The sequence below is a fragment of the Streptomyces sp. NPDC096324 genome, assembly GCF_044763015.1.
GTDB lineage: Bacteria > Actinomycetota > Actinomycetes > Streptomycetales > Streptomycetaceae > Streptomyces.
Map to the genome: position 1 here is coordinate 80,334 of NZ_JBIWFK010000015.1, position 13,419 is coordinate 93,752.

The window sequence follows — 13,419 nt, forward strand, 5'->3', positions numbered from 1 at the left end:
CGCCTTCGCCGTGCCGAACCGCTGCTGACCGGGCCGGGCCGTGCCCGGCGTCGGAGGATCCCGGCGGCTGGGGTTCCCCGGCATCGGAGGACCCCGGCCTCAAAGGACCCCCGGCGTCAGAGGACCGCGCCCTCCTTCGTCCGCCTGCGCAGGCTCGGCCTGCTGGACTGGCCGAGGTCCTTCCACATGTCCGACAGGCCGGTGATGGTGCGCGCCGCGAACAGGCGGCGGATGGACACCTCCTGCTTGAGCTCCGTCCGGATCAGGCCGACCAGGCGGATCGCGCGCAGCGAGTTGCCGCCGAGGTCGAAGAAGTCCTCGTCGATGCCGACCCGGTCCAGTTCCAGCACCTCGGCGAACGCCTTGGCGAGGATCCGTTCGGTGTCGTTGCGCGGTGCGCGGTAGGTGTCCGGCTCGGTGGCGGGGTCGGGCAGGGCCGCCCGGTCGAGGCGGCCGCCCGCCGTCACCGGCAGGTGTTCCAGCACGGTGAACAGGGTCGGGACCACGGACTCCGGGAGTCGCTTCGCGGCGAAGCCGCGCAGTTCGTCGGCGGACAGGGTCTGGCCGTTCACGGGGACGACGTAGGCCACCAGGCGCGGCTGCCCGGCCGCGTCCGCCTTGACGGCGACGACCGATCGGGCGAGGTGGGGGTGTTCGGCCAGTACTTCCTCGACCTCGGCCGGCTCGACGCCGGCACCGCGTACGTCGGCCCGGGCGCCCGCGTCGGCGACGTGTTCGATCCGGCCGTCGGCGCCCCAGCGCACCCGGTCGCCGGTGCGGTGCATCAGGGTGCCGGGCGGGCCGAAGGGGCAGGGCACGAAGTGCTCCGCGGTCGGTGCGGGGCGTCCGAGGTATCCGCGTGCCACGCCGGGGCCGGCCACGTACAGCTCGCCGGTGACGCCGGCGGGGACGGGTGCCAGGCCCGGGCCCAGGACGTGGAGGCGGGTGTTGTCCGCCGGGCGGCCGAGGGTGCCCGGCCGGTGTTCCTGCCGGTCCGGGGTCAGGCGGTCGGTGGCGGCGAACTGGGCGGCTTCCGTGGGGCCGTGGCCGGTGACGATCGTCGTCTCGGGGCAGGCCTGGCGGATACGGCGCAGCGCGGCCGTGGGTACGCGGTCGCCGCCGGTGAACACCTCGCGCAGTCCGGCGAGGGAGGCGGGGTGCTGGGCGGCGATCGCCGTGAACCGGCCGGCGGTCAGCCACACGGCGGTGATGCCGTGCTCCGCGTGTGCCCGGGTCAGTGTGTCGGCGTCGAGTTCGCCGGGGGGAGCCACGACCACGCGGCCGCCGCCCAGCAGGGGCGCCCACAGTTCGAGGGCGAGGGAGTCGGAGGTGGCCGGGGTGTGCCACAGCACGGTGCCGCGGGCGGCGCCTTGCCAGGTGCGGTCCAGGACGAGCCGCTCCATGGCGCGGTGGGTGATGCCGACCGCGGTGACGGCGCCGGTCGTCGACGTGGGGCTCACGGCCACGAGGTTGTCCGGGTGCGGGAGCGGGTGCGGGAGTGGGAGCTGGGTGGATGCCGGTGCGGCACCGGTGGCGGCCGATGCGGCATCGGCGGCGACTGCCTGTACGCCATCGGAGGCGGCCGCCAGGGCGCCATCGGAGGCGGTGGCCGGGGCGGCGGCGGGTGCGGCGTCGGTGGTGAGGTCGGTGAGTACGAGGGCCGGGATCCCCAGGCCGGCCGAGAGCGCCCGGGCGGTCGCGGCGTCGGTGAGCAGGGCGTGCGCGGCGGCGTCGCCGGTCACGAGTTTGGCCTGCGCGGCGGGCAGCGCCGGGTCGAGGGACAGGTAGGCTCCGCCCGCCTTCACCACGCCCAGCAGGGCGACGGCCAGGTCCACCGACCGCTCCAGCGCCACCGCAACGACCGTGTCGGGCCCGACGCCGTGCCGGCGCAGTACGGCGGCCAGCCGGCCGGAGCGCTCGTCCAGTTCGCGGTAGGAGAGGGTGAGGTCACCGGACCGGAGGGCGACGGCGTCGGGGGCCGATGCCGCCTGGCGGGCGAACAGTTGAGGGACCGTCAGCGCGGGAAGGGGTGCGCCGGTGTCGTTCGGCCCGGTCAGCACCCGCTCGCGTCCGGCACCGGTGAGCACGTCCAGGGCGCCGACGCTCTGTTCCCCGTCGGCCACCACGGCGCGGATGTGGTCGATCAACTCCTCGCCGATGAAGCGCAGTTCCGCCCGGTCGTAGAGGCGTGCGGGGGCGTCGAGGCGGATGTAGAGGTCGCTCTCGGCGCTGCCGTCGCTGTAGACGCCGATGGACAGTTCGTCGAAGGAGCCGGTGGTTCCGCCGAGGTAGCGGGCCGGGTGGTCGCCGAAGTGGAGTCGGCCGACGAACTCGACGACGTTCACGACGGCGCCGAAGCTGCCGCGGTCGCTCAGGGCGGTCCGGCTCGCGCGCTGGATGTCCGAGTAGTGGCAGGCGGTGTGGCCGGAGATCTCGTACGTCTCGTCGGCGATCGCGTCGGCGAGGTCGGTGAAGGTGGTGTTCAGCGGGACCTTCACGCGTACGGGGACGACGTTCACGGCGAGGCCGGGTGTCCTGCCGGCGATGCCGGCCCGGTTGCCGACGGCGAGGGAGAGCAGGACCTCGGGGCGGTCGCAGCGGTGGCGGAAGAACACGACCGCGGCGGTGGTCAGCAGCGTGGAGGTGAACACGCCCATCGTCTTGGCCGCCCGGGTCCAGGCGTCGGCCTCGGCGTGCGGGACGGTCAGGGTGCGGCTGACCATGCCGATGGGCTCGGTCAGTTCGCCCCAGCGGTCGGCGTCGCTCATCGGCTCGGACAGCGTGGCGCGTTCGGCGTCGGACAGGGCGACGCGCGGGATCTGGGCGGGGGCGGGTGCGTCGGCGAGGTAGTCGCGCCAGAACGCGGTGTCGTCGGTGAACTCGTCGGAGGCGAGGTAGTCGGCCGCCTCGGTGGCGAACGGCTCGGCGTCCCAGGGGTGGGGCAGGGCGGGGACCTGTTCGCCGCGGGCCAGTGCCGTGTAGACCTCGGCGAGACGCCTGGAGAGCAGGCCGCCGGTGCCGAAGCCGTCCGAGACGAGGTGGTGGTAGGCGATCACCACGAGGGAGCGGGCCGGCGCGAGGGTGATGACGCCCATCCGGAACAGCAGGTCGTGGCCGAGGTCGAACGGCTTGCGGATCAGGTCGGCCAGCGCGTCGCGTGCCGCCTGCTCGGGGTCCGTCTCGGCGGTCAGGTCGAGGAGGAAGGGCCGCCAGTCCCCCAGTTCGCGCGGCGCGTAGCGCAGTCCGTCGCCGTCGTCGGCGAAGGTGACGCGCAGGACCTCGGCCTCGTCCAGCACGTGCAGGAACGCGGATTCCATGACGGCCGGGTCGAGTTCACCGTCCACGTCCCACATGGTCAGTGCGTGGTTCAGTGTGTCGGCAGACATTTCCTCCGCCAGCCACAGTCCTTTATGCGCGGACGAAGCAGCGAATGCACGCACACGGATCAACCCCTTGGCAAACAGGTCCGGGAATCGGATGAATTCGCAGATCACCCCACCTTCACGGAAGGTGAATCAGCAGGTCAAGACAACTTGGTACGGGGGCGGGACAAGCCTCTTGGGGGCTTGCGGTGTCCCGCCGGCGGGACATTCGGGCGGGAGCTTCCGGCGGGACATTGCCCCGGGGGCGCCTTTCCGCGCGGGCGCGGTGGCACCCGTGACCGGGGCGGGTCGCCCGGCCGGTCAGCGTGCGCCGGGTCCGGCCAGCGAGGAGACGATGTGCCGGGCGATCAGCCGCGGTGAGGGGTGGCGCAGCACCACGTTCGGCCGCAGTTTCAGGCCGGTGGAGGCGGTCAGGCGTTTACTCAGGTCCGCCGACAGCATCGAGTCGAAGCCTATCTTCGTGAACTCGCCGTCGGGGTCGATGGATTCGGTGGAGGGGTGGCCGAGCACGACGGCGACCCGTTCGAGGACATGGTCGAGGACGAGGGCCTGGGCGTCGTCGGGGACGAGCGCCACGAGCCGTTGCGGCAGCGGAACTTGCTGGTCGTCGGCCGTCTGCGGCGCCTCTGTCGGGGATGCTTGTGCGCTCACGGCGGCGGTGGGTGCGGAGCTGAGCCAGTACCGCTGCCGCTGGAAGGCGTAGGTCGGCAGATCGACCTGCCGGCGGGTGGTGAACAGGGCGGACCAGTCGACGTCTCCGCCGCGCACGTGCAGCGCGGCCAGGGAGCCGAGGACGGCCTCCACCTCGCCCCGGCCGCGCCGCGAGGAGGACAGCACCAGCGCGTCGTCCAGGTCCTCGACCATCTCCTGCACGGGGACGGTCAGCACGGGGTGCGGGCTCATCTCGACGAACACCCGGAAGCCGTCCGCGGCCATCTGCCGTACGGAGGATTCGAAGCGGACCTTCTCGCGCAGGTTGTTGTACCAATACTCGGCGTCCAGCCGGGCGGTGTCGATGATTTCGCCGTACAGGGTGGAATAGAAAGGCAGTTCCGACGTTTTCGGGTTCACGTCGGACAGTGCGTGGAGCACCTCGTCCCGTACCCGGGTCACCTGATGCGAATGCGAGGCGTAATCGACCTTGATGCGCTGGGCCTGGCAGCCGTCGGCCTTCATCTTCTCGATGAATTCGTCGAGCGCGTCGGGTTCTCCGGACACCACGACCGCGCGGGGTCCGTTGACCACGGCGATGCTGATCCGGTCGCTCCACGGTGTCAGGTGCTGTTGCACCACCGTCTCGGACTCGGCGACGAAGGCCATGCCGCCGTGTCCGATCAGTTCCACCAGGGCCTTGCTGCGCAGTGCCACGATCTTGGTGGCGTCGCGCAGGGTCAGGGCGCCGCACACATGGGCGGCGGCGATCTCGCCCTGGCTGTGGCCCACCACCGCGGAGGGTTTCACGCCCCAGGACCGCCACAGGGCGGCCATGGACACCATCACCGAGAACAGTGCGGGCTGCACCACGTCCACCCGGTCCAGGCCCGGCGCGCCCGCACGTGCGTGGATGACGTCGAGCAGTGACCAGTCGGTCCATTCGGCCAGGGCGGTCGCGCAGGCGTCCAGGCTCCGCGCGAACACCGGGAAGGCGGCGTACAGTTCGCGGCCCATGCCGACCCACTGGGAGCCCTGTCCGGGGAACATGAAGGCGACGGAGCCGAGGTCGCCCGCCGTGCCGCCGACCACCGCGGCGGACTCCGTGCCCTCGCTCAACGCCTTGAGTGCGTCGAGGAGTTCGTCCTTGGTGCGGCCCAGGACGACCGCGCGGTGCTCGAACCGGGAGCGGTGCGCGAGCAGTGACCAGCCGGTTCCGGCGAGGTCCGGGCCGGTGCCGGCGGCGAAGTCGCGCAGCCTGGCCGCCTGCTGCCTGAGGGCCTTGGCCGTCTTGCCCGACACCGTCCACGGGATCAGGCCGCCGACGACGCCCGCGTCCGAACCGTGCTCGTCGTGCTGCTCCGGCTCCCGGGTCTGGTCCCGGTCCTGGTCCCGGTCCTGGTCCTGGGGCGGGGCCTCCTCCAGGACGACGTGGGCGTTGGTGCCGCTGACGCCGAAGGAGGACACCCCGGCCCGGCGCGGGCCGTCCGTCCTCGTCCACGCGCGGCCCTCCGTGAGGATCCGGACCGCGCCGGCGGACCAGTCCACGTGGTGCGAGGGCTCGGTCACGTGGAGGGTCTTGGGCAGGTGGCCGTGGCGCATGGCCATGACGGCCTTGATGACCCCGCCGACCCCGGCGGCGGCCTGGGCGTGTCCGAGGTTCGACTTCAGGGAGCCCAGCCACAGCGGCCGGTCCTGGTCGCGGCCTTGGCCGTAGGCGGCCAGCAGTGCGCCGGCCTCGATGGGGTCGCCGAGCACGGTTCCGGTGCCGTGGGCCTCGACGAGGTCGACCTCGGCGGGGGTGACGCCCGCGTCGGCCAGGGCTTTTCGGATCACCTTCTCCTGGGCGCGGCCGTTGGGGGCGGTCAGGCCGTTGCTGGCGCCGTCCTGGTTGACCGCGCTGCCGCGTACGAGGGCCAGCACCGGGTGGTTGTTGCGGCGGGCGTCGGACAGCCGTTCCAGGAGCAGCACGCCCACGCCCTCGGCCCAGCCGGTGCCGTCGGCGCCGTCCGCGAAGGCCTTGCAGCGGCCGTCGGGCGAGAGGGCGGCCTGGCGGGAGAACTCCACGAACATCGCGGGTGTCGCCATCACCAGGGCCCCGCCGGCCAGCGCCAGGGAGCACTCCCCCGAGCGCAGGGACCGCACCGCCATGTGGAGGGCCACCAGCGACGACGAGCACGCCGTGTCCACCGACACCGCGGGTCCCGTCAGGCCGAGTTCGTAGGCCACGCGGCCGGAGGCGACGCTCAGGGCGCTGCCGTACAGCAGGTAGCCCTCCAGGTCCTTCTGCCCGCCCTCCAGGAAGCGCCAGCCGTACTCGGAGGAGCTGACTCCGGAGAAGACGCCGACCTCGGAGCCGCGGACGTCGGCGGGGACGATGCCGGCGCGTTCAAAGGCCTCCCAGGAGGTCTCCAGCAGCAGGCGGTGGTGCGGGTCGACCGCCAGTGCCTCGCGCGGGCTGGTGCCGAAGAAGTCGGCGTCCCAGCCGGCGACGTCGTCGAGGAAGCCGCCCTGGTCGGTGTAGGCGTGGCCGGTGGCGTCTCGGTCCGGGTCGTACACGTCGCGCCATCCGCGGTCCGTGGGGAAGCCGCCGATGACGTCGCGGCCCTCGCGGATCACGTCCCACAGTTCCTCGGGACTCGTCACGCCTCCGGGGTAGCGGCAGGCCATGGCCACCACGGCGATGGGTTCGCCGCGGCCGGCCTTGAGGGCGTCGTTCTCCTGCCGGAGGCGGTCGCGTTCCTCCAGGAGCGTGCGCAGCGCCCGCTGGACCCGGTCCGCGCCGTCCGCCGTGCGTTCCGCGGAATCGGTCATGGCACTCTCCTAATTCTCTTCCAGGGCCAGGTCGACCAGTGCTTCGAGGTCCAGGTCCGACAGTCCCTCCGCGCCGGCCGTCTCGTCGGGTGCCGGGGTGGCGGTGTCCGGCGCGGGGGTGGCGGCGCAGGCCAGGACCAGTTCGAGGAGGCCCGCGCCGCGCAGGCTGTCGATGGAGACGGTCCGCAGTACGTCGCGGATCGCCGCGTCCTGGTCCGCCGGGGCCGGTTCGGGGCCGGCCTGCGGTCGCAGCAGGTCGCTGATGTGGTCGCTCAGTTCGCGTGGTGTCGGATAACTGAAGACGATGGTGGACGGCAGTCGAAGACCGGTGGAGGCGTTCAGGCGGTTGCAGAGTTCGACGGCGATCAGCGAGTCGGATCCGAGCCGGGTGAACGCCTCGTCGACGTCGACGCTCGCGCCGGAGGGGTGTCCGAAGACGACGGCGACCTGGTCGCGGACCCAGTCCAGGACGGCGGTGCGGGCCTGGTCGGCGGGCAGGCCGGCGAGCCGGGCGCTCCACCGGTCCGGGCCGCTGTCGTCGGCGGTGCTCGCCCTGGTGCGGCGCGGGCGGCCGCCCTCGACGAGGTCGCGCAGCAGCGGCGGCACGTCGCCGGTGTCCTTGGCGCGCAGGACGGTCAGGTCCAGGTGGGCGGGGACGAGGGCCGCTCTGCCGTCGGCGCGGGCGGTGTCGAACAGGGCCAGGGCCTCGGGCGTGGGCATGGCGGTGATGCCGGTGCGGCGCAGCCGGGAGAGGTCGGAGGCGTCGAGTTCGCCGGTCATGCCGCTGCTCTGTTCCCACCAGCCCCAGGCCAGTGAGGTGGCGGGCAGGCCGGTGGCTTGGCGCTGGGCGGCGAGGGCGTCCAGGAAGGCGTTGGCGGCGGCGTAGTTGGCCTGTCCCGCGTTGCCGAGTGTGCCGGCGAGGGCGGAGAACTGGATGAACGCCGACAGGTGGTGCTCGCGGGTGAGTTCGTGGAGGTTGATCGCGCCGCCGGCCTTGGCGGCGAGGACGTGGTCGATGCTGTGCGCGGTCAGTGATTCGACGGTGCCGTCCGCGAGGACGCCCGCCGCGTGCACGACGGCGGTCAGCGGGTGGTGGCCGGGCAGGGTCGTGAGCAGGTCGGCCACGGCGGTCCGGTCCCCGATGTCGACGGCGGCGACCTGGACGGCCGCTCCCGCGGCCTGGAGTTCGGCGACCAGGTCGGCGACGCCGTCGGCGGCGGGGCCGCTGCGGCTGGCCAGCAGCAGGCTGCGGACGCCGTGTTCGGTGACGAGGTGGCGGGCCAGGAGCGAGCCCACTCCCCCGGTGCCGCCGGTGACCAGGACGGTGCCGCCGCCGAGGCCGTCGCCGACGTCCAGGACGAGTTTGCCGATGTGGCGGCCCTGGCTCATCTCGCGGAACACCGCGCGCGCGTCGCGGATGTCGCGCAGGGAGAGCGGGCTCAGTCGCACGCTGCCGTCGGCGAACAGGTCCATGACGGAGCGGAACGTCTCCTGGAGGGCGTCGGGGCCCGCCTCGTAGAGGTCGAAGGGCCGGTAGTCGACTCCGGGGTGGGCGGCCGCGATCCGCTGCGGGTCGCGGATGTCGGTCTTGCCCATCTCGACGAAGTGTCCGCCGTGCGGGAGCAGGGTCAGTGAGGCGTCGACGAAGGTGTGGGCGAGGGAGTTGAGGACGACGTCGACGCCGCGGCCGCCGGAGGTGCGGCGGAACTTCTCGGCGAAGGCCAGGTCGCGGGAGGACGCCAGGTGTGCCTCGTCGATTCCGAGGGCCTTGAGGGCGGGCCACTTGGCGGGGCTGGCGGTGGCGTAGATCTCGGCGCCCGCGTGGCGGGCCAGTTGGACGGCGGCCATGCCGACGCCGCCGGCCGCGGCGTGGATGAGGACGCGCTGGCCCTTTCGGAGGTTCGCGACGTCGAAGAGGCCGTGGTGGGCGGTGAGGAAGGTGCACGGCATGGATGCCGCCTGGGCGTGGCTCCAGCCGTCGGGGACGGCCACGAGCATGCGGTGGTCGGCGACGGCGGTGCGGCCGAAGGCGCCGCTGAAGATGCCGGTGACCCGGTCGCCGGGGGTGAACGCGGTGACGTCGTCGGCTACTTCGAGGACGGTGCCGGAGCCCTCGCTGCCGAGTCCGGCGTCGATGGCGGTGCGCTCCACCAGGCCCAGCGCGATGGTGACGTCGCGGAAGTTGAGGCCGGCGGCCTGTACGGCGATGCGGACCTGACCGGGTGTCAGGGGTGCTTCCACCTCGGGGCAGGGGACCCAGGTGAGGTTCTGGAGTGTGCCCTTGACGGGGATGCCGAGGCGGTGGGCTCCGGCCGGCGGTGCCTCGATGCGGTGGTCGGCCGGCTGGGCCGCTGCCAGCCGGGGGATCAGCGGCGCGCCCTCGCGCAGGGCCAGTTGGTCCTCGGCCAGGGCGAGTGCCTGCGGCAGGCGGGTCCAGGAGGTGTCCGCGTCGTCGAGGTCGATCAGCTTGAACCGGCCGGGGTGTTCGGTCTGGGCGGAGCGGATCAGGCCCCACACGGACGCGCCGGGCAGGCTCTCGACGCGCTCGCCCCGGCCGGTGTCGACGGCCAGGCGGGTGAGGACCACCAGGGTGGAGGCGGCGAGGGTTTCTTCGGCGAGGAAGCGCTGGATCTGCTCCAGGACCCGTTTGCCGGCGTCGGCGACGGTGTCGAGCAGGCCGGCGCCGGTCGTGGCGTCGTCGTCCGGGCACAGGACGATGTGGGCGGGTGCGGGTCCGGTGAGGATCTCGTCCATCGACGCGTGGTGCACGGCGGGGCTGTCGTCGGCGGCGGTGAGGCGGGCGGCCGGGCCGCCGGGGGTGCCGAGGACGGCGATGCGCCCTGGGGAGGTGGTGCGCCCGGTGTCCTTGACCGGGCGCCACCGCACTTCGTACAGCGGCCGCGGCCGGCCGTGTGCGGAGTGGACCTGCTCGGCGCCGGCGGGGCGGAAGGCGAGGGTGGCGACGGAGGCGATCGGGCGGCCGTGCTGGTCGGCGATCGTCAGCGACACGGCGTCCTGGCCGGCGGGGGTGAGACGGACCCTGACGGTCGGCTGGCAGGGGCCGGTCAGGTCCACGCCGGACCAGGCGAAGGGCATGCGGCCCTGCTCGCCGGTCACCTGGATGACGCCTGCGGCGATGGAGGCGTGCAGGACGGTGTCGAGCAGGGCCGGGTGCAGGGCGAAGGCGCCGCCGGCGGTGGGGTCGGCGGTGTCGGGGAGGGTGGCGAGCGCGTAGAGGTCCTCGCCGTGCCGCCAGACCTCCCGCAGCCCGCGAAAGAGCGGGCCGTAGTCGAATCCGGCGTCCGCGAACGTGTCGTAGAGGCCGCTGATGTCGAGCTGCTTCGCCCCGGCCGGTGGCCATGCGGTGAGCGCCGGGGCGGGGGCCGGTGGGGTGAGCGGTGTCAGGCTGCCGCTCGCGTGGCGGGTCCAGGCGCCCCGGTCGGGGGTGTCGTCGCTTTGTGAGTACACGTCCAGGGTGCGGCGTCCGCTGTCGTCGGCGGCGCCGACGACGATGCGGATCCGTACGTCGCCGTTCTCGGGCAGGATCAGGGGGACGGCCAGGGTGAGTTCCTCGACCCTGCCGCAGCCGACGTGGGCGCCGGCCGACAGCGCCAGGTCCAGGTGGGCCGTGGCGGGGACGACGACGGCGCCGAAGACGGTGTGGTCGCCCAGCCAGCCGTGGGTGCGCAGGGACCACAGGTCGGTGAAGACCCGCTCGTCGGTGCCGGGATGGTCCACCACGGCGCCGAGCAGGGGGTGTTCGGGGGCGGTGAGGCCGGCGGAGGTGACGTCGGTGTTCTGTGTCCCGGCGAGGAAGTCCATCCAGTAGCGCTGCCGTTGGAAGGCGTAGGTCGGCAGGTCCACCGTGCGGCGGGGGCCGAACAGGGCGGGGAGGTCCACCTCGGCGCCGCTCACGTGCAGGTGGGCCAGTGCGCCGAGCAGGGCCTGCGGGGCGGGGCGGTCGCGCCGCGACGCCGATACGACCAGCGCGTCGTGGACGCCCTCGGCGGCGAGGGCCTCCTTGGTGATGCCGGTGAGCGTCGCCCCCGGTCCCACCTCCACGAAGACACCCGCGCCGGCGGCGCGGGCGCTGTCCACCGCGTCCCAGAAGCGCACGGGGTCACGGACGTGGTCGACCCAGTGGCGGGCGGAGGTGAGCTCCTGGAGCGTGGCCTCGCGGCCCAGCCGGGTGGAGACGACGGGGATCGTCATCTCGCCGTCGGGCAGGTCGCCGAGCGCTGCCGCGAACTCGTCGAGGACCGGGTCCATGAGCGGGGAGTGGAAGGCGTGGGCGACCGGGAGGAGTTTGGCGGAGACGCCGTCGGCGGCGAGCTGGTCGCGCAGGGCGTGGACCTGTTCGCGCAGGCCGGAGAGGACGACGGACTCGGGGCCGTTGACGGCGGCGACGCCGACGCGGTCGTAGGGGCCCAGCAGGGTGCTCACGTGGGGGTGGGAGGCGCGGACGGCGAGCATGGCGCCGGGTTCGGTGACCTGTTGCATGGTGCGGCCGCGGGCGGCGACGAGCCGGGTCGCGGTGTCCAGGTCGAGGACGCCGGAGACGTGGGCGGCGGCGATCTCGCCGACGGAGTGGCCGATGAGCCGGGCGGGTGCGGGGGCGTACCGGGTGAGGAGGCGGTAGAGGCTGACCTGGAGGGCGAACAGGGCGGGCTGGGCGATGTCCGTGCGGTCGCGGCCCTCGGGCTCGTCGGCGAGCAGGACGGGCTTGAGGGGGTGGGGCAGGTGGGCGTCGAAGCGGGCGCAGATCTCGTCGAGGCTCTGCGCGAAGACGGGATGGGTGTCGTACAACTGGCGCCCGACGCCTGCCCAGGGGGATCCCTGGCCGGGGAACAGGTAGACGGGGCCGCCGGGTTCGCCGGCGGCGGTGCCGCGTACGAGGGCGGCGGAGTCCTCGCCCCGGCTCAGCGCGTCGAGCGCGCCCAGCAGTTCGGTCCGGTCGTGGCCGAGGGCCACCGCCCGGTGCTCGAAGCGGGTGCGGCCGGACACCAGCGTGGCGGCGGCGTCGAGGAGGTCCAGGTCCGGGCGGGCGGCGGCGAAGTCGTGCAGGCTGCGGGCCTGGGCGCGCAGTGCCTGTTCCGAGCGGGCGGACAGCGCCCAGGGCACCGGCCCGCTCTGGCAGTAGGGCAGCTGGTCCTCGTCGTCCTCGTCGTCCTCGGGCGGCGCCTGTTCGAGGATGACGTGCGCGTTGGTGCCGCTGACGCCGAACGCGGAGACGCCCGCCCTGCGGGGCCGGCCGTCCGGGGTGGTCCAGTCCCGGGCCTCGGTGAGCAGTTCCACGGCTCCGGCGGACCAGTCGATGTGGGTGGAGGGGCGGTCGACGTGCAGGGTGCGGGGCAGTACGCCGTGCCGCATCGCCATGATCATCTTGATGATGCCGCCGACGCCGGCGGCGGCCTGGGTGTGGCCGATGTTCGACTTCAGCGATCCCAGCCACAAGGGGTCCCGGGTGTCGCGGTCCTGGCCGTAGGTGGCGAGCAGGGCGCCGGCCTCGATGGGGTCGCCGAGCGTGGTGCCGGTGCCGTGGGCCTCGACCGCGTCGATGTCGCCGCTCCCCAGGCGGGCGTTGGCGAGCGCGGCGCGGATCACGCGCTGCTGGGCGGGGCCGCTGGGCGCGGTCAGGCCGTTGGAGGCGCCGTCCTGGTTGATGGCCGAGCCGCGGATGACCGCCCAGATCCGGCGTCCGTTGCGGCGCGCGTCGGAGAGGCGTTCCAGGACGAGCATGCCGACGCCCTCGGCGAAGCCGGTGCCGTCGGCCGCGTCGGCGAACGCCTTGCACCGTCCGTCGACCGACAGGCCCCGCTGCTTGGACATCTCCCGGAACACCTGCGGCATCCCCACGACGGTGACCCCGCCGGCCAGCGCCAGTGCGCATTCGCCCTGCCGTAGGGACTGCACGGCCTGGTGCACCGCCACGAGCGAGGACGAGCACGCGGTGTCCGTCGACACCGCCGGGCCCTGCAGGCCCAGCGCGTACGACACCCGCCCGGACGCCACGCTCAGCAGGGAACCGGTCTGCGCGTAGCCGGCGATGGCCTCCGGGGTGGTGAAGTGGTTGCCGTAGCCGAAGTAGGCGAGTCCGGCGAACACTCCGGTGTCGCTGCCGTGCAGGGATTCGGGGTCGATGCCGGCCCGCTCCACAGACTCCCAGGAGGCTTCCAGCAGCAGCCGCTGCTGGGGGTCGGCGGACAGTGCCTCGCGCGGGTTGATGCCGAAGAAGTCGGCGTCGAAGTCGCCGGCGTCGTAGAGGAATCCGCCCTTGCGGGTGTAGCAGGTGCCGGGGTGGTCCGGGTCGGGGTCGTAGAGGGTGTCCAGGTCCCAGTTGCGGTCGTCGGGGAAGTCGTCCACGACGTCCGCGCCCTGTCGCACCAGCTCCCACAGGTCTTCGGGGGAGGCCACCTCGCCCGGGTAGCGGCAGGCGGCGCCCACGATCGCGATGGGCTCGGCGGCGGCGTCGGTCAGTTCCTGGAGGCGTCTGCGTGTCTCGATCAGCTCGATCGAGGTGCGCTTGAGGTAGTCGAGAACCTCGGCGTTGTTGTCGTGTGTCATCGCTTTC

General features: G+C 73.3%; 2 protein-coding genes and 1 pseudogene. All 3 read right to left on the reverse strand.

Features of this window, described 5'->3' with window-relative positions:
• Positions 1-116: 116 nt before the first annotated feature.
• A complete protein-coding gene (locus ACIQ7M_RS33410) occupies positions 117-3,494 on the reverse strand; it encodes an AMP-binding protein (protein ID WP_403651266.1) in 3,378 nt (1,125 codons plus the stop codon).
• A 189-nt stretch (positions 3,495-3,683) separates the two neighbouring features.
• Entirely contained in the window at positions 3,684-6,848 is a 3,165-nt protein-coding gene (locus ACIQ7M_RS33415) for a type I polyketide synthase (RefSeq protein ID WP_403651268.1), read from the reverse strand.
• A 9-nt stretch (positions 6,849-6,857) separates the two neighbouring features.
• Positions 6,858-13,412, reverse strand: a pseudogene (locus ACIQ7M_RS33420) (SDR family NAD(P)-dependent oxidoreductase); the annotation flags it as partial.
• Positions 13,413-13,419 lie beyond the last annotated feature (7 nt).

Bases quoted from the DNA above. Each gene is read 5' to 3' on its own strand.
- ACIQ7M_RS33415 (WP_403651268.1), bottom strand. From the start codon at position 6,848: ATGACCGATTCCGCGGAACGCACGGCGGACGGCGCGGACCGGGTCCAG.